Annotated in this window: 16 protein-coding genes and 2 tRNA genes; 9 read left to right on the top strand and 9 right to left on the bottom strand. The window is 42.1% G+C overall.

The features are described from left to right. Window positions 1–114 precede the first annotated feature (114 nt). Genes LAQ65_RS04475 through LAQ65_RS04460 form a run of 4 tightly spaced genes read left to right on the top strand, consistent with a single transcriptional unit; the run spans window position 115 to window position 4,976 of the window. Window positions 115–2,559, top strand: a complete 2,445-nt coding sequence (locus tag LAQ65_RS04475) for a mechanosensitive ion channel family protein (protein WP_224115739.1) — start codon at window positions 115–117, stop codon at window positions 2,557–2,559. 47 nt (window positions 2,560–2,606) lie between these two features. After that, entirely contained in the window at window positions 2,607–3,920 is a 1,314-nt protein-coding gene (locus LAQ65_RS04470; protein ID WP_224115738.1) for an exonuclease domain-containing protein, read from the top strand. A gap of 54 nt (window positions 3,921–3,974) precedes the next feature. Continuing rightward, on the top strand, window positions 3,975–4,235 hold the full coding sequence (locus tag LAQ65_RS04465; protein WP_224115737.1) for a hypothetical protein: 261 nt from the start codon (window positions 3,975–3,977) through the stop codon (window positions 4,233–4,235). 9 nt (window positions 4,236–4,244) lie between these two features. Next, window positions 4,245–4,976 (top strand): esterase family protein, encoded by a 732-nt coding sequence (locus tag LAQ65_RS04460; protein WP_224115736.1) that lies wholly within the window; start codon window positions 4,245–4,247, stop codon window positions 4,974–4,976. Window position 4,977: 1 nt separating this feature from the next. On the opposite strand, the gene aat is transcribed toward LAQ65_RS04460, so the two are convergent. Further along, window positions 4,978–5,634: a leucyl/phenylalanyl-tRNA--protein transferase gene (gene aat / locus LAQ65_RS04455; RefSeq protein WP_224115735.1), complete on the bottom strand. Its 657-nt coding sequence runs from the start codon at window positions 5,632–5,634 to the stop codon at window positions 4,978–4,980. A gap of 3 nt (window positions 5,635–5,637) precedes the next feature. Beyond that, the gene (locus LAQ65_RS04450) at window positions 5,638–5,937 is read right to left on the bottom strand and encodes an ATP-dependent Clp protease adaptor ClpS (protein WP_224115734.1); all 300 of its coding nucleotides are present in this window, start codon (window positions 5,935–5,937) and stop codon (window positions 5,638–5,640) included. 120 nt (window positions 5,938–6,057) lie between these two features. Here LAQ65_RS04450 and LAQ65_RS04445 point away from each other — a divergent pair, with 120 nt between their 5' ends. Next, on the top strand, window positions 6,058–8,079 hold the full coding sequence (locus LAQ65_RS04445; protein WP_224115733.1) for a site-specific recombinase: 2,022 nt from the start codon (window positions 6,058–6,060) through the stop codon (window positions 8,077–8,079). A gap of 10 nt (window positions 8,080–8,089) precedes the next feature. Here the strand turns inward: LAQ65_RS04445 and LAQ65_RS04440 are convergent, their stop codons facing one another. The 4 genes from LAQ65_RS04440 to mtaB form a co-directional block, all read right to left on the bottom strand. Further along, the gene (locus LAQ65_RS04440; RefSeq protein WP_224115732.1) at window positions 8,090–11,638 is read right to left on the bottom strand and encodes a CCXG family PEP-CTERM protein; all 3,549 of its coding nucleotides are present in this window, start codon (window positions 11,636–11,638) and stop codon (window positions 8,090–8,092) included. 185 nt (window positions 11,639–11,823) lie between these two features. After that, window positions 11,824–11,898: transfer RNA gene (locus LAQ65_RS04435), tRNA-Val, on the bottom strand. A gap of 15 nt (window positions 11,899–11,913) precedes the next feature. After that, a tRNA-Val gene (locus tag LAQ65_RS04430) sits at window positions 11,914–11,988 on the bottom strand. Window positions 11,989–12,080: 92 nt separating this feature from the next. Next, the gene (gene mtaB, locus LAQ65_RS04425) at window positions 12,081–13,355 is read right to left on the bottom strand and encodes a tRNA (N(6)-L-threonylcarbamoyladenosine(37)-C(2))-methylthiotransferase MtaB (protein WP_224115731.1); all 1,275 of its coding nucleotides are present in this window, start codon (window positions 13,353–13,355) and stop codon (window positions 12,081–12,083) included. 30 nt (window positions 13,356–13,385) lie between these two features. On the opposite strand from mtaB, the gene LAQ65_RS04420 reads away from it, so the two are divergent. From LAQ65_RS04420 to priA, 3 genes are read left to right on the top strand one after another with little or no spacing between them, the layout of a single operon-like run. Then, the gene (locus LAQ65_RS04420; RefSeq protein ID WP_224115730.1) at window positions 13,386–13,769 is read left to right on the top strand and encodes a DUF4258 domain-containing protein; all 384 of its coding nucleotides are present in this window, start codon (window positions 13,386–13,388) and stop codon (window positions 13,767–13,769) included. Window positions 13,770–13,784: 15 nt separating this feature from the next. Further along, the gene (locus LAQ65_RS04415; RefSeq protein WP_224115729.1) at window positions 13,785–14,525 is read left to right on the top strand and encodes a lysophospholipid acyltransferase family protein; all 741 of its coding nucleotides are present in this window, start codon (window positions 13,785–13,787) and stop codon (window positions 14,523–14,525) included. Between the two features lie 6 nt (window positions 14,526–14,531). Beyond that, window positions 14,532–17,024 carry a replication restart helicase PriA gene (priA, locus tag LAQ65_RS04410; RefSeq protein ID WP_224115728.1) on the top strand — a complete coding sequence of 831 codons (2,493 nt, stop codon included), beginning with the start codon at window positions 14,532–14,534 and terminating at the stop codon, window positions 17,022–17,024. On the opposite strand, the gene LAQ65_RS04405 is transcribed toward priA, so the two are convergent. After that, complete coding sequence (locus LAQ65_RS04405; RefSeq protein ID WP_224115727.1) at window positions 16,999–17,688, bottom strand: NAD(P)H-binding protein; 690 nt, start codon at window positions 17,686–17,688, stop codon at window positions 16,999–17,001. The genes priA and LAQ65_RS04405 overlap by 26 nt on opposite strands. Before the next feature lie 22 nt (window positions 17,689–17,710). Here LAQ65_RS04405 and murB point away from each other — a divergent pair, with 22 nt between their 5' ends. After that, window positions 17,711–18,736, top strand: a complete 1,026-nt coding sequence (gene murB / locus LAQ65_RS04400; protein ID WP_224115726.1) for a UDP-N-acetylmuramate dehydrogenase — start codon at window positions 17,711–17,713, stop codon at window positions 18,734–18,736. 11 nt (window positions 18,737–18,747) lie between these two features. On the opposite strand, the gene LAQ65_RS04395 is transcribed toward murB, so the two are convergent. Beyond that, on the bottom strand, window positions 18,748–20,283 hold the full coding sequence (locus tag LAQ65_RS04395; RefSeq protein WP_224115725.1) for a MoxR family ATPase: 1,536 nt from the start codon (window positions 20,281–20,283) through the stop codon (window positions 18,748–18,750). Window positions 20,284–20,340: 57 nt separating this feature from the next. Beyond that, window positions 20,341–21,438, bottom strand: coding sequence for a vWA domain-containing protein (locus tag LAQ65_RS04390; RefSeq protein ID WP_224115724.1), 1,098 nt, complete (start codon window positions 21,436–21,438; stop codon window positions 20,341–20,343). Window positions 21,439–21,476: the final 38 nt, after the last annotated feature.

Genomic DNA, 21,476 nt, shown 5'->3' with positions numbered 1-21,476 from the left:
CTAGATATAAGTTTGGGCTGCAAAAATAAGAAAACCGCACTGAGCAAACTGCTAAAGAAGGCAGAAATGCTTAAATTGACCAGCCGATCAGGACCAGACCATCAAACATCTGCTATGCGCTATCGAATTTTTCTGGCTTTTTTTTCTTTAATTGTTGGTTTTGCGCCGGTATTTGGCCAGGAAATACCGGATTCCCTCTTTAAAAAGGCTGACCAGGATACAATAACACCCCTTTTGCAGAAAACTGCACTTAATCCATTTACAGATACCGATACACTTTCGGGTAAATTTTTCCAGGACATGGAGGATTTAACCAGGGCCCTGAATAAAGTGAACAGTTTTCTGAAAAGGGGGTTGGATACCCTGGAAATTCATGATTACCTGCCGGAAGTTTCCCGGATGATTGAAAATGTCAAAGGAAGCCTTTTTTCATCGGACCTTCCTGTTACCCAGCGAAGCCTGAGCACGTCAAGGGTTATCCTGTTGCAATATGCATCCAGGCTGGCGGTCTGGCAAAAAACGCTGGAGAAATACAATGCCAACCTGCAGGATTTGCGTGAGGAGATTCTTGCGATAATTGAACGTAAAGAATTTGGGGATACATCATTGCTCAGGGTATATAATGTGCAATTGAAGGATCTGTGGATGAAGTGGAATAAAATGAAAGTTGATTACGAAAGCAGAAATAAAAATATCGCTGTGTTATTGCAAAAGGTAGCCACTGCATCAATAACAACAACTGACTTATTGGATGAAGTGAGTTCCCGCAGTAAAATCCTCAGAAGGAGCCTGCTTTCAAAAACAGACCCTTTTATTTGGGAACCACATCCGGTTGTAATTGGCGGCTTCTTAAATTCCTTTTCTAAATCAACTTTTTTAGGTTGGCGATTATTCCGCTTTTACTTTGTTAACCATTGGAGTAACATTTTACTTTACCTGGTTATTGCACTCGCGTTTTTTTTAAGAGTCCAGTATAAAAAGAAGCAAATTTCAAATACAAACAAGCCTGAATTACTCACCCCTGTGAAATATCTTTCCCGCAACGCAGTATTGTGTTCGGCTTTATTGGCATTTACAATTATACCCTTCATATCATTCAGTCCGCCGGCAGTATATATTGAATTATTCTGGTTTGCCATGCTGCTGGTTGCAACTAGGCTGGCGTGGCCCGACTGGTCTGGCATATACCACAAAAATTGGTGGGGTATTGTTGGTTTGTTTTTTCTTTTTGGGTATGATAACCTTTTAACAAGGGTGTCAACATTTGAACGGTGGTCCATATTGGGTTTTACAATAATTGCTGTCCTGCTGGGATTAAAGCTATTGCGGGAAGTGCGGGAAAACCCTTCCCGGTACCCGGAATTTCAAAGGGAGGTGATCTGGTTATTTGTAATCGCAAACCTGGTTTCTGTTCTGCTTAATATTTTCGGGCGATTTACTTTGGCTAAACTAATCAGTAATACTGCGGTGATAGGACTTGCCCATGCATTATCATTCTTTCTTTTGGTAGAAATAATGGTAGAAGCTGTTTACCTGGTTTTAGAAGGGAATAAAAAATCAAGAATCGCATCCTATTTCCAATTCGCTGCCATTAAAGACAAGTTCAGGAAAGTGCTGATTTTTATAGGTGTACTATTGTGGGTTATTGCTTTTTTATGGAGCCTTAACCTTATTGATATTTTTACAGATGATTTAAAAGAATTTCTAACACAAGAGAGGTCCATTGGTTCAGTGCAGTTTACGCTGGGAAGTATTTTGGTTTTCCTTGCGGTATTGTGGATATCTTTTACTGTGTCTAATATGTTGAGATTTTTCTTTGGGGGAAAAACCCAGGTAATGGGTGGGGAAAATAGGAACAAAATGGGTTCCTGGATCCTGCTGGTACGGCTCGTAATTATTTCTATCGGGTTTTTATTAGCGATGGGGGCAGCAGGAATTCCTTTGGACAAACTGGCCATAGTTATTGGCGCCCTTGGTGTGGGTATCGGCTTCGGCCTTCAGAATATTGTCAACAACCTGGTAAGCGGTATTATCCTGGCTTTTGAAAAACCTATGGATGTGGGCGATGTTATTGAAATTGGCCCGAATACCGGAAGGGTAAAAGAGATTGGTATCCGTAGCAGTAAAATCAGCACTTTCGACGGGGCAGATATCATTGTACCCAATGGTGATTTTATTTCGCAACGGTTGATAAACTGGACCCATAACAATAATTACCGGCGTATTGAAATAGTGGTTTCTGTTGCCTATGGAACCAACCTGGAAAAGGCGCAGCAAATTGTACAAAAATTGCTGGATGGTGATACCAAAATTGCATACCAGCCTGCACCGACCATTCTTTGGAACGATCTTGGCAACAATTCGGTAAATATGAGGGTGTTATTCTGGACCAGTGATTTTGATAATTGGACAAGCCTTAAAAGTGAAGTATTGAAGAATATTTATAATCAGTTTATCACAGAAGGAATTTCAATGCCTTTTCCACAACAAGACCTTCATATAAAAAGCATCCATCCTGATATTCTAAACCAATTAAATAAAAAAGATACCCCTGCCTGATTGCTAAATAATTTAGTTTTATTTCATGGGCTTTGTATATTTGTCCTGTGTATGCAATTGTTGATATAGAAACTACTGGTGGTTTTGCAGCAAACCATGGAATTACTGAAATTGCTATTCTGCTGCACAATGGTGTCGAAATTGAAGGCGCTTATAAGACACTTATTAATCCCGGTCAGCTCATACCCCGGTATATCAGTGCTTTAACAGGGATTACTAATGAAATGGTGGAAAATGCGCCAAGGTTTGAAGAAGTGGCAGAGAAAGTCCATGCATTATTGTCGAACAGGGTATTTGTGGCACATAATGTGAATTTTGATTTTTCCTTTATTAAATCAAATCTTGAAAATAGCGGTTATGCCTTAGCGGTAAAAAAATTGTGTACTGTCCGGCTGGCCCGGAAAATATTTACCGGATTACCCAGCTACAGTTTAGGGAACCTTTGCAGGTCATTGGGCATACCTATAGAAAACAGGCATCGTGCAGAAGGGGATGCAGCAGCGACGGCCATTTTATTTACCCGTATGCTGCAGGAGGACAAGCAACAGGTTATTTCAAAAATGTTGAAAGGTAAAAATGCGGAGCAGTATCTTCCACCGCATTTGCCTGCTGATGTTTTACAAAAAATGCCTTCAGCGCCAGGGGTATATTATTTTGAAAACCAGAAAAAAGAAGTTATTTATGTGGGTAAGGCGGTCAACCTGGTAAAAAGGGTAAAAAGCCATTTCTCCAATAATGATAACAGTAAAAGGAGGCAGGAATTACTTCGCCAGGTACACCATATCCGTTTCCAGGTATGCAGTAGTGAATTGATGGCGCTTATTTTGGAAAGCCAGGAAATTAGGCGGCTATGGCCGCTTTTCAACAGGAGCCAAAAGAAATACCACCATAAATATGGTTTGTATACTTATGAAGATAGCAGGGGATACCTGCAACTGGTGATTGACAAAAAGAAAAATCACCTTCCCGCTATTTATACGTTTGACTGGCTGCCGGAAGGGCAATCTTATATAAGGAAATTAAGAGGTAATGCGGGGACTGAGCTGGTGGAAGAGCCAGCTGAAGAATATAATGCCAGGATAAATGAAGCAATCAGCAATTTACAGGGACAATTGCCCAGTTTTGCATTGGTAGAAAACACTGATCGTTCCGGAAATCAATGCGCGGTATATATAATGGAAAAAGGACGGTTTTACGGCATGGGCTTTATTGAGAAACCCTTTACATTGCCTTTATCGCTTGAATCCTGGAGGCAAAAAATCTCACCCTCACCGGATAATGATTATATCCGGGGGCTACTTTACCAGTTTGCAGCGAAAAAAAACTTTACCCGGTTAGATCTGAAGGATGAACTTCACTAATCCAGGCACCATTAATAGACCGGTTTTATTGTTTATTTCCAAACGAAATAAGTAATGACTGCAATTGTACCATACAGTGCTAAAACAATCAACAATAATTTACCAGTACTTGCTTTTGATAAATCAAAAATACGTCTCATAGAAAACCATTTATTCGTGAAAAAAATGATCGCACGGGTCTTATGGGTTTCAGGGGATTGGTGGAACGGATTCGATAAGGTACAAATCGTAACCACAATATACGTTTTTTATACAGGTTTTGAAATTTTTTTAGGTTATTTTTCAAATCAAATCATCGTGATTTTTAATATTTAATACCATTTTATGGATAGAAATCTTAGCTCCTGGTTCAGCCCGTCGCTGCAGAAAGAAATGCCCGTTGCTGTATATGGCCATTATGGTTTTGCCCTATTGCTTATCCCTACAGCCGCTGCTGATTATCTTGAGTACGAGCGGTTTCAGTTAATGGATTCCATTAAACCCTTTATTGAATCGGGAAAAGTGAAGGTTTTTTCTGTAGACAGTATCAATAATGAAAGCTGGATGAACGATAGTATGGAGCCCAGGCACAAAGCGATACGGCACCAGCAATGGAATAATTATATTTTTAATGAGGTCATCCCTTTTATTAGAACCCATACCAGCGCTGAAACTTCTATTATTACCAGTGGAGCTTCTTTTGGCGCATTGCATTCCGCAAACCTGTTTTTTAAACGACCGGACCTTATCAACGGCTGTCTTGCGATGAGCGGTGTATACGACCTTACTGAATATACCAAGGGGTATTTTGATGAAGATGTTTATTTCAATAGTCCCTGTCACTACCTGCCCAACCTGTCTGACCATGGTGTACTGGAACAAATCAGGAAGAGCCACCATATACATATTCTCAGTGGCAGTGGTGCTTATGAAGATCCTGATGCAGCTAGGAGACTGGCTGGCATACTGTATAATAAAGGCATCACTTATGAACTGGATATCTGGGGAGCAGATATGACACATGATTGGCCTACCTGGAGAACTATGTTGCCACATTATCTGGCCACTCGTTTTTAGGCTAAGCCTCAGCCTTATTATTTAAAGCAAGAAATTCCAGGAAACTTTCACGGCTGACCATTCGCGCACCCAGGCTTTCCAGGTGTTCAGTATAAACCTGGCAATCGATTAGTTGCACGCCTTTCTTCTGAAGGAATTGGACCCATTTAATAAAGGCAAATTTGCTGGCATTACTCTTTAGGGAAAACATACTTTCCCCAAAAAATGCCTTACCAATCCAAATGCCATAAAGACCGCCAACCAACTCATCTTTTTCCCAGGCCTCTGCAGAAAAGGCATAGCCCTGCTGGTGCAATTGGGAATAGGCATTAATCATATTTTCATTTATCCAGGTTCCATCCTGGTTGGCTCTCCTTACATTCCGGCAATTTTCCATTACCAACCGAAAAGCTGTATTCGTCGTAAAACGGAATTTCGATTGATTCAAAACTGTCCGCATGCTTTTGCTAATTCTTAATTCCTGTGGAATTAAAACAAACCGTGGATCCGGGCTCCACCAAAGAATCGGGTCTCCTTCGTACCAGGGAAAAATCCCTGACCTGTAAGCATTTAATAACCTTTCCGGTGAAAGATCTCCGCCAATGGCTAACAATCCATCTGCTTCAGCGGCTGCCGCAGGTGGGAATGAAAGACTGTCATCTAAAACAAAAATCGGCATGGATCAGGCGGTGATTTCAATAGTGGCGCCAATACCACGATCTGTTATGGCATCGCACATGGGCTTCAATTCATCATATTCCCCATTTTTAACCCCATATTTTCCTTTGGTATGTATGAGCATGGCGCATTGTTCAGCCTGCTCAGGATTATGTCCGCAAACAACAATAAGGGTTTCAATTACCCATTCAAAACTGTTTACTTCATCATTCCATACAACTAACCGGTAAGGGTTACCTGTTTCTGTAAGAACATCTACTTCTTCATGGGTGGCATGATCCTTGTCTTCCTTAAAATTGAACATCAGCAAATCTTTACGCAAAATTAAAAAATCTGGCCAAAGCGCATAATACTACAATTTGCAGGAAAGGAAAATTCCCGACTTAGTAATTTTAACGCGAAATTGCCCGTTCAGGAAAATTATATGGAAAACACCGGTACAGATGAAAAAAGGGTAATCCAGGTTTCTCCGGAAACCAAGGGTATTGTATTGCCTATTTTGCTTGCAGACCGGGGCCTCGAATACCTGATTGAACTCGTCAAACAAATCAGGCCCAATTCACCGCAGAAAACGGAACAAGCCGAACAACGATTTAAATCATTGTTATACCAGTTGCAACAGGATGCCAGTTCCTTAATTTCCCTTAGGGCAGCCATCCGTTCGCAATTTGTTAAAAGCGAAGTTCTTCCTGCGCTGATAGAAAGCGGTCTGATCAGTTCCCGGGGATTTGTGCAGGAACTGGGCAGGAAACTTAAGCATAAGATTTTGCCTGAACTCCAGGAAAAATCAGATTTCCTTTTCGTGATCAGCAGGGTTTTTTATAAGAATACAGATTATATCTGGGTGGGTAATATTGACCGTGAACTCTGGAAAAAACTATTCAGGTTATTGCGGGTGCATATTAATATGAATGACCAGCAACTTATTGACCAGTTGCGCAGCAGTTTACGGATTTTGTCTTTCAGGGTGGCAACCCTCGGATTGGAAAAGGAAGTAGCCAAAAGATTTGGTGCTAACAAAGATGCCATTGTACCCTTCCTTGAACAAAACAGGTTAATTACAAGGTTCCTTGGAGAAGGTGAAATTACTGACGATGATGCCCGGCTTTTGTTAAGCAATTTCCAGGAACAATTGCATAATTGCCGGCAAAGTATTATATGGCTGCGCGACCAGCGGGTATACCATGGTACGAGCCTTTCGCAAACATTCCTTACTACAAGGATATTGCAAATGATTGACCGCATGCTGATTATTTCGGATGTATTTGATCGTGATAACCAACTTGACGAGGACCGGTTTATTGATTATTTTCTTACTGTTGTAACCAACGAAAATAAGAAAAATAGTATCCGCGAATTCCTGAGTGATAACCTTGGTTTACTGGCATACCAGATTGCCGAACACAAGGGAAAAAAAGGGGAGAAGTATATTACTACAAACAGTAAGGAATTCAACCAGCTTTTTCAAAGTGCAGTGAGCGGAGGATTTATCGTAAGTTTTGTGGCAGTCCTGAAAAACCTGATGGGTAAACTGCCCTGGACCCCTTTCTGGCTGGGCTTTGCATACAGTGTGAATTACTCTGCCGGTTTTGTACTGATGGACAGAACAAATTCCACATTGGCTACCAAACAACCGGCATATACTGCATCTGCTGTTGCAAATTCATTGGACAGTAAAAAACATAAAGGAAAACCCGAGCTGAAAAACCTGGCAATAACAATTGGTAATATTTCCCGTAGCCAGATCGCTTCTTTTGCTGGTAATCTCCTGGTTGTTTTTCCTTTTACATATCTGCTTGCCTGGATGATGGATCGTTTTTTCCAATACCGGATTGTAGATGGTGAAGGCGCCTTAAAATTGCTTGAAAGCCAGCATCCTTTCCATAGCCTGTCTTTATTATATGCCTGCTTTACGGGTGTGTTCCTGTTTTTGAGCGGCATTATTTCCGGGTATGTGGAAAATCATATCGTATATGGTCAACTGAATGAACGGTTAAGGAATCACCCCGTTTTAAGCCATTCCATGTCGCCGCGAAAATTAAACCGGTTGGTTGACTCCCTGAATACATATTCAGGTGCTTTAACAGGTAGCATCGCCCTTGGATTCTTTTTGGGTATGTCAGCCGCAGTAGGCAAAATATTTGGGATTCCTTTTGATATAAGGCACATTACCATTTCAGCAGGTAATACTGCCATTGGATATTTTGGCCTTGAACAGCCTTTACCCTTATCCTACCTGCTGACTGTCTTTTTTGGTGTGTTGGGTATTGGCTTTTTGAATTTCTTCGTAAGTTTTTCACTAGCCTACTTTGTGGCTTTGAAATCCAGGGGAATCCAGCTGCGCGAATATCCGGAGCTGATCGGTTACATCTGGAGATATTTCAGGAGATTTCCGGGTGATTTTATTTTACCGCCTTTAAGGGTAAGGAATGCTGATGATATTTAATGCTGATATTCTATCGGATTAATGACAGGTTGCCCTTAAGGTCAATTAATTGGCCATTGTCGCAGATTAGCTGTAATGTATATACGAAAACCTGAGAAGGTGGTAATGATCCATTAATCCTGCCATCCCAACCAGCACTTCGATCATTAATTGAGAAATTCTTACGTTCAAAAACAAGGATTCCCCAACGGTTAAAAACCCGCAGGTAGTTAATAGAACGGATTCCCCTTCCCAATGGGTAAAAGCGATCATTAACGCCGTCATTATTGGGTGTAAATGCATTTGGTATAAAAACATTTTCCACAGAACAATTCAAAGTGATGGCTATGTCATCCGTCGCTGTACATCCCGCCTCATTTTTAACGGTAACCGTATACCTTATTGCAGCACCTGGCGTACTTATGGGTTGCCGGCAGCTGGTGCAACTCAAAAAAGAAGCCGGGCTCCAGGTGTATTGCGTAACATCATTGCTTGAATTAATCTTTAGTTGTAATGATTCACCACCAATTATTGTAGTATCATTTCCTGCAAATACGGCGGGTAATTCGTTTACCGTTATGTTTACATTTGCTGTATCTGAAAAGCAATTGTCAGGCCCAAAACCAATTACCCGATATGCTGTAGATGCAACAGGACTTGCTATAGGGTTGGGAATCCCGGCATTGTTAAGGCTATTAGCCGGTGTCCATTCATACCTAATTGCCCCGTCTGCATTCAGTTGCACCTCTGTGCCTGCACAAATTTTTTCATCCTCGTTTGCTGTTATTTGAAAGGGTTTGTTAACAGAAAGCAGGATAGAATCAGTTGCAGCACATCCATTTTCATTAATAACATTAACTATATACCGGGTGTCTGTAGCCGGATTTGCAACGGGGTTGGCAATATCCGGATTATCCAGGCCTGTTTGCGGACTCCACAAATACTTTATACCGTTATTGGCTTCTAATTGTACGGATTTTCCCTTGCATATCCTGATTTCTTTACCAGCAAGCCCTATGAGTGGAATGGCTTTTACTTTAAGGGTGAAAACAGCAGTATCAAAACAGGCGGCAGCACCACCAGTAAGTTGTATGGAATAATTACCTGCGGTGGTAAATATTTGCGCGGCAGGCTTTTGTAAATCTGATGTAATACCATTGCCAAAATTCCACAACCAGGTTAAGTTATCATTCCTATCGCTGGTGCCGTTAAATTGCACCTGGTTGCCTGCACAAATTTCAGTTGGCCCAGTAATGGAGACGCCTGGGTTTTTCAAAATTGTGATGGTATCTGTATGCTCTGCAAAGCATCCACCCGCAGAAAAAACAATGAGCTTAACTGCATATTTCCCGGGTAATAAAAAGCTGAATTGCGGGTCTTTTTGGTTAGAAGTATCTCCCGCATTCCCCGTACCGAATGTCCAGTGATAGCGATATGAATCGTTAACTGAAGATAAATTCCGAAAGGTAATTGGTTTAGTGGTGCAGCCTGATTGCACAGAAGGGGAGAACTGTGCTGCTGTGTTGGGGAATTTCTTTACCCTAACTTCTTTTGCTTCGCTTATACAACTATTTGGTGCTTGCCCAACGATATAATAAGTGCCGCTATCAAGAATGGCAGCAGGATTTAATACCCGTTCAGTCAATTCCTTATTTTTAAAATAAGTAAATTCCAATCCAGGCTCACTTCCTGCAGTAATGTAAGCTGCAGTGAGGTTTACGGGTGTATTAAAACAAGCCGGTGCCGGGTCTTGTACTTGTATTACAGGCTTAGGATTCCTGGTTACTTTTATGCTTCCGTTATTATTACAGCCGGTTACCGGGTCGTGCAGTGATACATAATAAGTGCCGGTGTCTTTTACATAAGCAAGCGTCGAAAATGCCGTAAACTCCGATCCTCCAGGGAACTTATACTCTGCACTTCCCCCACCATCGCAACAATCTTCCAGGCCGTATACCAAAATTTCGTGCATACCGATTCCAAGCGATGTACTCCATTGCAATGACTGGCCAGGTAAATTCCAGTTTCCTGCCCACCACATATCCTGGTTATTGAAGGCAACATTTATTCCATCCAGGAAAATTGCGCCGCCATTCCCGAAATCAAAAGAAGTCCTGAATTGGTAAAGTCCGGGTACCTGCGCATAAAAGCGGATAGTATACTTATACGCAATATCACTTTTCGATCCATTGAAAACAATATTGTTACTAACAATCCTGTATACCGGCAGGTAAGCATCACCGTAACCGGATGATGGTGGCAGGTTTACAAGTGCATCAATATAATTTTTGTATTCTATGGCAGAATTGAATCGTCCATGAGTACTGGCCCTGGTGCTCATTTTTACAGAGGCATTTAATTGGTGTGTCTTAGCGCTATCCGAAAAAAATTCAATGACTTTTCCTTTTACGTTTTCAATAACACCATTGTTTAGCAGGACAAGATTATCCCCACAGCCAATTAAAGGCCTTGTTGTCATTTTCAGGGAATTCTTAACTACTATTGTATCGTACGCACTGCAGCCGTTGGTCTGGGTTGCTAATACACTATATGTGCCGGTATTAAGGACTGAAATTGTTGATGTTGTGGCACCAGTATTCCAGGTATACTGATCAAAACCGGAGCCTGCATTTAACACAATCGGGCCATTGCATAATCCAATGCTGTCTGAGGTAAACAAGGATTTGTTAATAACATTTACGGTAACGCTTGAAGTGTCAGTGGTGAATTCACCAAAAAAAATATCATCCAGTCCAAAATCATTTCCAATAACCTGGGGTAGTACATCTGCTATTTCAATCACAGCACTGGTACTTGTTCCTGAATTCCATTCAGTAAAAAACTGCTCCCATTTATCCAGGGTTACCGGTGCATCATAAATTGTCCCAACTTGTATGCCGTTGATTGAAAACCTGATTTTTGCAATGTTTGAATTAAACAATGAACTTATCCAGGAACCAAATGCATACCGGGTGTTCGGTTTAACAGGAATGGTCTGCTTCCAGACAATAAGGCTGGGATTGCCCCCATTGATAATCATGAAATTTCCGTTACCGGTTGTATGATCCTTCCCCTTGAAGGATAGATGGTGGAAACTGGCATCTGTTCCCACTGAATAACCATTGCCTGCCAGTGGGAACAGGCAGTTATTGGCATTGCAAAATGTGTAGGTACTTATAAAACCTGTGTTCCCTTTTTCGAAATCACTGTTAATAATAAGGTTGCCGGACAAATACTTCGATTCAAGGTAATAAGTGCGGGTGGTTTCGGCTTGCAAAATCGGGTGCTGGCTCGTGGTATCATTTAAACCATTTTTAGGGAACCAATGGTAACTGAGGGCCGGATATGCGTCAAGTGGCAACCGGGCATTTGTACAAACTGAAGTATCCTTGTTGATTATCCCTTTTTGGCCGAAACTTATAAAAATGGTGAATTGAAGCGCCAAAAGGAAATACAGGCGGGCTAACTTTTGAGATTTGTATAAATAAAAATAATTGGGCAACCTATTAACTGTTTTAATACGGAAAATAGATTTTTCAAGGGAAGGGAGTTCTTCGGGATGTTTTTTAACCAGGAACAATCAACTATTTTTTATAGAGTTGGTCTTCAGTGTTTTTCGAAAATACTTTAAAAATCAAGGCGCGTATAATATTAAAATACATTCCCGAAAACATAGATAACTGTGATCTTACCAGAAAAGTTTACTGAATTATACCTGTAAGTGCATAAAAAAAGGGATTCAATTTTAATTGAATCCCTTTTTTGTGGGAGCACACGGATTCGAACCGCGGACCCGCTGCTTGTAAGGCAGCTGCTCTGAACCAGCTGAGCTATGCTCCCGGAGCGAAAAATAAGTGGAAGCACACGGATTCGAACCGCGGACCCGCTGCTTGTAAGGCAGCTGCTCTGAACCAGCTGAGCTATGCTTCCAATTGAAAAAAGAACTGCTGATTTCTAAATCAGGATTGCAAAGATAAGGGCTGGATTTTTACGGCAAAATTTTTTTAGGGAAATAAAACCGATCAAATGGTCCAGTCAACCAACTCATTTACCCATTCCGCTCGCCAGGGTGTGCTGATCCGGATATAATTATCAGTATACCCTTCCATCATACCCGCTTTATCGTACCCTTCAAACAATACTTTCCTGGTTTCACCTGTATGCTGCTGGTGAAAATACTGCTGTTTCATATAGCTTAAGTTACGTAACGCCTTATTTCGTTCGTTGCGTATATGGACCGGAACTACTGGCTTGATATCCAACGCAACCGTATTGGCCCTTTCTGAATAGGTGAAAACATGCAGGTAGCTGACATCCATGCTGTGCAGGAAGTCAAATGTTTCCTGGAATGCCTTATCATCTTCACCTGGAAACCCAACAATTACATCTGCACCAATTGCGCAATGGGGCATGAGTTGCTTAATTAATGCAACCCTTTCAGCATAGAGTTCCCTTTTATAACGTCTACGCATAAATGATAAAATGCTGTTGCTGCCACTTTGCAGGGGGATATGGAAATGCGGCATAAAACTGCGGCTATTAGCTACAAATGCTATTATATCATTGGTAAGCAGGTTGGGTTCAATAGAAGATATCCGGTACCTTTCAATGCCGTCCACTTCATCCAGGGCTCTTACCAGGTCATAGAAATTTTCTTCATGTTTCTTGTTGCCATCAGCGCCTTTTCCGAAATCTCCAAGGTTCACACCGGTTAAAACAATCTCTTTAACCCCGCTGCCAGCCAGTTGGCGTGCATTATTCACCACATTCGCTATGCTATCGCTGCGGCTCTTCCCCCTTGCCATGGGGATTGTGCAAAAAGAACAATTATAATCACAGCCATCCTGAACCTTAAGGAAGGATCGGGTCCGGTCATTTACCGACCAGGAGCTGTTAAACCCACTCACTTCTTCAATATCGCAACTGCAGATTTTGGCGGAATCCCCTTTGGTAAGCGCTGCTAAATGTTTGGCAATGTTGAATTTTTCAGCTGCACCCAAAACAAGGTCAACGCCAGGTATTTCTGCAATCTCCTTTGGTTTCAACTGGGCATAGCATCCTGTTATCACTACCATACTATCCGGCGAGCGTCGTTGGATCCGGCGCACCAACTGCCGGCATTCCTTATCAGCATTATCGGTAACAGAACAGGTATTGATCACATATACATCAGCTTGCTCTTCAAATGGTTTCTTGTCGAACCCTTCCTCCTCCAGCATCCTGCTGATGGCGGAAGTTTCCGAAAAATTCAATTTGCAGCCTAGTGTATGAAAGGCAACTGTTCTTTTTTCAGCCATAGGGCGGCAAAGATACGTAGTTTTGGCACCATGCGTAAGAACCAACTGATTGTTGTATTTATCCTGGTCATGCTGGCTGCCGGTGTATTTTATTTGAATCGGAATTCATCGCAAATTGTTGAAAATGATTATTTTAACAGAAATGTCAGCCATTTACAGTACAGCCGGCATGCCCGTTGCAGGATGGATTGCCGGCATGTGAGTGAAGCAGAAGTTATGGACATATTAAAAAATGGTCGGATGAACCAACAAAAAACCCGGCCCGATGACCGTCCTTGTCCCAGTTTTGCCCTCGAAGGGTACAGTATCCAGGATCACCAGCACCTTCGTATTGTTTTCGCACAGTGTGACGATATTACCAGGGTGGTTACCTGTATTGACCTTGACCATGATTTTGAATGCGATTGCAAATAAGTTTTCCTGAATTTTATGAAGAAAATTATCCAGACTATCTTTAGCATATATGGCTTTGCCACATTCATTTTGCTGCTTTTATTGTTGCTTCCGGCCTTCTTTATCGCCTCCTTATTTGGCAAGGTAAAAGGGGGCAATATGTTTTATAAAATCTGCTCTTTCTGGTCGGACATCTGGTTATTCCTGGTTGGCGTGCGGGTTAAAGTGCAGCATGAAGCCATCCTGGCAGAACACCGGCCATGCATATTCGTAGCAAACCATAGTTCTTATATGGATATCCCAATGCTTGTGAATGTGCTGCGGGAACCTTTGCGTGTTCTGGGTAAGCAGGAGATGGCCGGCATCCCGGTATTCGGCTATGTTTACCGGAAAGCGGTTGTAATGGTGAACCGGAAAGATGCCAGCCAGAGGGCAAAATCTGTTGCTGAGTTGAAGAAAACACTTGGCCTGGGTATTTCTATTTTTATTTTTCCGGAAGGGACATTCAATTTAACCGATGGTCCACTTAAAGATTTTTATGATGGAGCCTTCAGGATCGCATTGGAAACCCAAACCCCGATACAACCCATTATTTTCCCCGACTCTGTAAAAAGACTGGGTAACCATTCGGTGTTTTCACTGCGGCCGGGAATTTGCCGTGCTGTATATTTACCGATGGTAGAATTGAACGGATTAAATGAGCCCGATATCGCTTCCTTAAAACAGAAAGTGTATCTCCAGATGGAAGAGGCCCTTTTACGTTATCGATCCAAATAATTAACCTTGGCAGAACCGGAAATACATATTCCTTTTGACTTACCTAAAGAGGCTTCTTTTTATGTTGAAGTGCTGATTCCTTTGGCACTCCCCCGCAATTATACCTGGAAGGTTCCGCCGCACCTGGTGCAGGGCATAAAACCCGGGATCCGTGTTGAAGTAATCCTTGGGAGGAATAAAAAATATGCTGGTATCGTAAAATCGCTGCACCAGGAAAAGCCTGCTGCTTTTGAACCTAAGGAGGTACTGAATGTACTTGATGATTCCCCCATAATTTTCCACCAGCAATTGAAACTGTGGGAATGGCTGGCCAATTATTATATGTGCAGCGAAGGTGAGGTTATGCAGGCCGCACTGCCAACGCATTTCAAACTGAGCAGTGAAACTGTTTTATTATTTAACGAAGACGCAGGTGATGATTTCACGCAACTCGATGAAGAAGAATTCCTGGTAGCAGAAGCTTTGTCCATCCGGAAAGAATTGCGCCTTACAGAAGTTCAGCAACTGCTCGATGCTACCCATGTTTACCCGGTCATTAAAAGGATGATCGAAAAGAAAATTTGCCTGGTTTGGGAAGAACTGAAACAAAACTATAAGGAAAAGAAGGAAATATTTGTATTGCTGCATCCGGCTTTCCAGTCGGAAGACGCGCTTGCAGACCTGATGAATAACTGGAGTAAGGCGCCCAAACAATTAGAACTATTACTTGCCTACCTGCACCTGTTAAAAACAAACGGGGAAGTAGTTCAGTCTGAATTACTGAAAAAATCAGGCGCATCTGCCACCCAACTTAAGGGCCTGGTAGAAAAAGGTGTGCTGATTACTGAAAAAAGATCTGTTGACCGAATTAAACAGCTTCCCCGCGAAATTAATATCGGTGCAGAACTTAGTATGGCCCAGGAAACCGCATTGCAACAGCTAAGGCAGCAATTTGAGCAGAAGAATGTCTGCCTCCTTCACGGTGTTACATCCAGTGGTAAAACCCTGTTATATATCCGGCTGATGGAAGAAGCACTGAAAAAAGGCCAGCAGGTGCTTTATATGCTGCCGGAAATTGCACTAACGGCGCAGCTCATTCGAAGGTTACAATATAATTTTGGTGGGTATATTGTTATTTACCACTCGAAGTTTAACCCCAATGAAAGAATTGAACTTTGGAATAAAGTAAAAACCGGGGAAGCCAGGATTGTTCTTGGTGCAAGATCCGCGTTGTTCCTGCCTTTCCGGGAACTCGGACTGGTGATTTGCGATGAAGAGCACGACACTTCGTTTAAGCAGCAGGACCCGGCACCCCGTTACAATGCCAGGGATGCCGGGATTTTTCTGGCTTCGCTTTATTCTGCAAAAGTTCTGCTAGGTAGTGCAACCCCGTCGCTGGAAACTTATTTTAATGCCCGGCAGGGGAAATATGGTTATGTGGAATTATTCCAAAGGTATGGGGATATCGCATTACCGGAAATAAAACTGGTGGATACTAAAAATATCCGCCTGCCCGATAAATCAAAGGTCATTATTTCACCGGCCTTGCAACAAGCCGTAGAAGAAACACTGGCAAGGAATAAGCAGGTTATCCTTTTCCAGAACAGGAGGGGATATTCCCCTTACCAGGTATGCCAGACCTGTGGTTGGATTCCGCATTGCAAACAATGTGATGTGTCGCTTACTTTCCATAAACTGCAGAATAAACTTGTATGCCATTACTGCGGAACCGTTTATCCGCCTGTAACTGTTTGTGAAGCTTGCGGCAACCATCACTTTACCCAGCAAAATTTCGGTACGGAAAGAATTGAAGAAGCCCTGCTGGAAATGTTTCCAAAAGCAAAGGTTGCCAGGATGGATGTGGATTCAGTGAGGGGTAAACATGCCCATGATGCCCTGATCCAGTTATTTGAACAGCATCGCTTGGATATTCTGGTTGGGACACAAATGGTAGTGAAAGGACTCGATTTTGAGCATGTTGCCCTGGTAGGTATCCTGGATGCTGATGCCATACTGGGGTTTGCCGATTTCCGGGTAAATGAACGAGGATTCCAATTGATGGAACAGGTTAGTGGACGAAGTGGCAGGAAAGGGGAGCAGGGGAAAGTCTTGATCCAGGTAAGAAATACCAGCCACCCTGTTTTACTTTTTGTACAGCAGCACGATTATAAGGCTTTTGCAAGTGCGGAATTAGTTAACCGGCAATTGTTTGGATATCCGCCGTATACCCGTATGATACAATTGCAATTCAGGCACAAATTACACGAAACCGTTGCCGCCGCCGCCCGCCAGATGGCCGACTGGTTGAAACCTGCTTTTGGTCCCTATATCGTTGGGCCTGCAGCCCCTGTAGTTAACAGGGTAAGGAACCAATATATTATGGACCTGTTGCTCAAATTGCCCCGTGACATGCATTTGTTGCAACATTGTAAAGAGCAGGTGCATTTGCTAACCGGTCACTTACACCAGCAGCCACCTTTCAAATCAGTGATTGTTACTCCTGATGTTGATCCACTTTAAGCACAAATTTCATGATATCATCATAGGTGTGGATGAAAATTCCCCGCGACTGAATTTTTGCAGCCGAAACCATTGCTTTAGCTACAACGTTTGCTGCTATAGGCTTATATACCCGCCATTTCCCAAATAATAATCCGCCGATTGCAGGTGCTAAAAACTGGGCAATACCTTCTCCCATACGTTTTTCCTGGCGATGTCCCAGCAATAAGGATGGCCTGAAAATATGCACCTGGGGAATTTGTTCCTTTGAAATTGCTTCCTCAACAATTCCTTTCAGCTTTAAATAAAAATTATTGTTGTCGGCTGCATTGGCTCCTATAGATGAAACCAGGGAAAAACCAAATACCCCGCAATGGGCAGCAGTTTTTGCAGCATTTACGGCTATATCATAATCCACTTTCCGGTAGGCATCGCGGTCGCCTTTTACTTTTTTAAGCGTTGTTCCAATAGCGCAGAAAACTGTTTCAGCACCTGAAATGCCTTCAAAATATTCTTTTGGGTTTTCAAAATTGATAATATGTTCCTTAAGTTTACTATGGCGCCTGTTTAATGATCTCCTGACCAGAATATGAACTTCGTCATAATAATTGTCATTCAATAAAATATCTAATAAAGAACTGCCAATTAATCCGCTTGCCCCGATGAGTGTTGCCTTTCTAGCCATAACTTTGGATTATTATTAATATATGCAAATTCAGGAAAATTTCTCTCTTCGCCCTTATAACAGTTTTGGCATTGATGCCAGTGCCAGGCATTTTGCCGGTTTTTCCAATGAAGACCAACTGGAAGAACTTTTGTTAACCATCCAAAAATCGCCCATTACTGACCAGAAATTACTGATCCTGGGTGGCGGTAGTAATATTTTATTAGTACATGATTTTGACGGCTGGGTGCTTAAGAATGAAATAATGGGTATTGAGGAGTTACATGAGGATAGTGAGTTCTTGTATGTAAAAGTCGGGGCAGGTGAAAACTGGCATGAATTTGTGCAATATTGTATTTCACGCAATTGGGCTGGGTTGGAGAATCTTTCTTTGATTCCAGGTAATGTAGGTGCTTCCCCAATGCAAAATATTGGTGCCTATGGCGTTGAGTTAAGGGATTTGTTCTGGGACCTGGAAGCTTACCACCTTTTTGATCGCAAAGTCTATACATTCACAGAAACGGATTGTGAATTTGGCTACCGAGAAAGTGTCTTTAAGAATAAGTTCCGGAACCAGTTTGCGATTTTATCGGTAACCTTCCGGCTCAGAAAAAAACCGATTTTCCATACCAGTTATGGAGCCATCACTCAGGAACTGGAAAAAATGGGTGTTCATACCCTAAGTATACAGGCAATTTCAAAGGCAGTTATTCAAATACGTCAATCAAAGCTTCCTGATCCAAAACTAATTGGAAACGCCGGCAGTTTTTTTAAGAACCCCATCGTTTCAAAGGAAAAATATCAGAAATTACAATCGTCTTTCCCTGATATTGTCGCTTATCCCTCACTGGGAAATGATGTTAAACTTGCTGCAGGCTGGATGATCGAAAATTGCGGCTGGAAAGGATTCCGCAATGGCGATGCAGGTTGCCATGGCAAACAGGCCCTTGTATTAGTAAACTATGGCACTGCTACCGGTACTGAAATCCTTGCCCTCAGCAAAGAAATCATAGATAGTGTCGCATTTAAGTTTGGTGTAATCCTCGAAAAGGAAGTCAATATTATTTAAGCTTCAAAAGATCAGGAAAAATCCTCTGAGTCAAAATCTTCTTCCCGAAAGCTGCCGCTACCAAGGTTTACCATTGAGCCGACCAGGTCTTTGAACTCAATTTTATTATCGATCACTTTTTTGCTGATCAGTGAATATGCCGACAAACCATGCAATACAAATTCCATCAGCAAAGCGGTTTCTTTTTCATTTGCTTTTGGGAAATATTTTTTTACCAACGCATGCAGCCCATCAACCTTATAAAGGGTAAGGATTTTGTCTTTGTCAGTAGCATTAAAAAGCAAATCAAGCGAATGGCCGGCGTCGAACCATCGGATTATCGGCTTGTAAGGGTTCTCTTCTTCCTTAACAGCTTCCTTCGAAGAAGTTCTGCGTTTTTTCAGGGTTTCCGGATTTGGAAAAACTTTCATGAACTGCGACCTGATCGATTTGTCCAACAGGTTCATGGATACCTGGAATGGGCCTTCCTGCTCACCTTCATAAACAAGTTCAATTTTACCTGTAATAGAGGGAATTATCGCTGTAAGATCACTAACCCAAATCAGGGTTTGTTTTTCACCATTCAGGATGGCTCTCCTTTCTGCAGCGCTTACTGCATTCTCAAATGCGCTAATGGTTAATCGTGCAGAGACCCCACTTTTCTTGTCGACATATTCATTATTCCGGGCTTCAAAAGCGACCTGCTCAATAAGTTTTTTAATGAGGTCACTAACCATAACCCTTGCAGACTGTTCATCGTTAATATCTGCTTCCTGTTCTGTAATGGCAAGGGCATGCTCCAGTGTTTTTGGATAATGTGTCAGGATCTGGCTTTCAATTCGGTCTTTCAGCGGTGTTACAATAGAGCCACGGTTCGTATAATCTTCAGGGTTAGCAGTGAATACAAAAAGGATATCCAGGGGCATCCTTAGTTTAAACCCCCTGATTTGGATATCGCCTTCCTCAAGGATATTAAAAAGTGCAACCTGTATGCGGGCTTGCAGGTCGGGTAATTCATTGATCACAAAAATCCCGCGGTTGCTTCTGGGAATTATACCATAATGAATTACCATTTCATCAGCAAAACTTAAGCGCAGGTTTGCTGCCTTAATGGGATCGATATCTCCTATAAGGTCAGCCACACTTACGTCGGGAGTAGCCAGTTTTTCGCCATATCTCTCAGAACGATGGATCCAGTGTATGGGTGTTTCGTCGCCATGCTGCGCAATCAGGTCTTTCGCAAATTTTGATATTGGTTTTAGCGGATCGTCATTTATTTCGCTTCCGGCTATAACAGGGATATACTCATCCAGCAGGCTTGTCATCTGCCGGGCCAGGCGCGTTTTGGCCTGGCCCCGTAATCCGAGGAATAAAATATTATGCCTGCTAAGCAATGCCCTTTCCGTATCGGGTATAACGGAATCTTCATAACCTATAATACCTTCAAAACTTGATTCCCCTGCTTTTAAATGGGTCACCAAATTAGTCCTGATTTCTTCTTTTACCGATTTAGGCTTATAGCCGGCAGCTTTTAATTCCCCAAGTGTAGTTATATGTTTGTTGTTCATTTTCTTTGGTTGCTTTTGTTCAATTTTCCTTTTCTTCTTTCATCCGATTTGCCATTCTTAATACAGTGTTTTTCTTTTACCGCTTTCGAAATCTTTAAAGATGAAGGCGCCCAGGTGATCCAGCGAAGCGAAATAGGCCTTCCCCTGGTTGGTTTCTGTAAACTCATTCACGAATCTTTGCAAATATGGATCTGAAGCGATCATGAAAGTCGTGATAGGAATTTTCAGTTTTTTACATTGGGCCGCCAGGTTAAGGCAACGGGTGGTAATTTTCCTGTCTAGTCCAAAACTGTTTTTATAATAACGTTTTCCAATTTTAAGGCAGGTAGGTTTGCCATCAGTGATCATGAAGATCTGTTTGTTAGGATTCCTTCTGCGTCTCAGCAGGTCCATGGCAAGTTCAAGTCCGGCAACGGTATTGGTATGGTATGGACCAACCTGTAAATAAGGCAGGTCCTTTATTTCAACAGGCCAGGCGTCATTTCCGAAAACTACGATATCCAATGTGTCTTTCGGGTAGCGGGTGGTAATCAGTTCACTGAGCGCCATGGCTACTTTTTTAGCCGGAGTGATCCTGTCTTCACCATATAAAATCATGGAATGGGAAATGTCGATCATCAACACAGTTGATGTCTGTGCTTTAAAATCAGTTTCCCTGATCTGCAAGTCGTCTTCGCGGAGGTTAAAAGCTTCTATACCATGATTGATCTGAGCATTCCTGATGCTTTCTGTAAAATCAATCTGCTCCAGCATATCCCCAAACCTGAATGGCCTTGTTTCCGGGTTCAATTCATCACCCAAACCTGGTTTAAAAGATTGGTGGTTGCCCTGTTTGCTTTTTTTTAGTTTGCCAAAAATTTCCTCCAGTGATTTCTTGCGGATGCCTTGTTCGGTTTTTGGGGTGATTTTGATGCTTCCGTTACCGGGATCCTCATCAATATATCCTTTTGCTTTAAGATCTTCGATGAAATCGCCCATTCCATACTCAGGCCTGGTCATCTCATATTCGCGATCAAGTTGATTCAGCCATTTCAATGCCTCCGCTACATCCCCGTTTGTATAGGTGAGTAACTGGAGAAAGATATCCAGCAATTGTTCAAAAGCTGATTTTCCTGATTCGTCGGGCCGGAACCCTGTAAATAAATATCCCTTCATAATATTTCAACTCCTCTTTGTCAAATTACGACGAAATG

Source organism: Flavihumibacter profundi, from assembly GCF_020076305.1.
GTDB lineage: Bacteria > Bacteroidota > Bacteroidia > Chitinophagales > Chitinophagaceae > Flavihumibacter > Flavihumibacter profundi.
Note: the sequence above shows the minus strand (reverse complement) of the source record. Positions and strands in the feature narration are given on the sequence as shown.

Coding starts and splice junctions, on each gene's coding strand:
- LAQ65_RS04475 (WP_224115739.1), top strand. CDS start 115: ATGCGCTATCGAATTTTTCTGGCTTTTTTTTCTTTAATTGTTGGTTTT.
- LAQ65_RS04465 (WP_224115737.1), top strand. CDS start 3,975: ATGACTGCAATTGTACCATACAGTGCTAAAACAATCAACAATAATTTA.
- LAQ65_RS04460 (WP_224115736.1), top strand. CDS start 4,245: ATGGATAGAAATCTTAGCTCCTGGTTCAGCCCGTCGCTGCAGAAAGAA.
- aat (WP_224115735.1), bottom strand. CDS start 5,634: ATGCCGATTTTTGTTTTAGATGACAGTCTTTCATTCCCACCTGCGGCA.
- LAQ65_RS04450 (WP_224115734.1), bottom strand. CDS start 5,937: ATGTTCAATTTTAAGGAAGACAAGGATCATGCCACCCATGAAGAAGTA.
- LAQ65_RS04445 (WP_224115733.1), top strand. CDS start 6,058: ATGGAAAACACCGGTACAGATGAAAAAAGGGTAATCCAGGTTTCTCCG.
- mtaB (WP_224115731.1), bottom strand. CDS start 13,355: ATGGCTGAAAAAAGAACAGTTGCCTTTCATACACTAGGCTGCAAATTG.
- LAQ65_RS04420 (WP_224115730.1), top strand. CDS start 13,386: ATGCGTAAGAACCAACTGATTGTTGTATTTATCCTGGTCATGCTGGCT.
- LAQ65_RS04415 (WP_224115729.1), top strand. CDS start 13,785: ATGAAGAAAATTATCCAGACTATCTTTAGCATATATGGCTTTGCCACA.
- LAQ65_RS04405 (WP_224115727.1), bottom strand. CDS start 17,688: ATGGCTAGAAAGGCAACACTCATCGGGGCAAGCGGATTAATTGGCAGT.
- murB (WP_224115726.1), top strand. CDS start 17,711: ATGCAAATTCAGGAAAATTTCTCTCTTCGCCCTTATAACAGTTTTGGC.
- LAQ65_RS04395 (WP_224115725.1), bottom strand. CDS start 20,283: ATGAACAACAAACATATAACTACACTTGGGGAATTAAAAGCTGCCGGC.
- LAQ65_RS04390 (WP_224115724.1), bottom strand. CDS start 21,438: ATGAAGGGATATTTATTTACAGGGTTCCGGCCCGACGAATCAGGAAAA.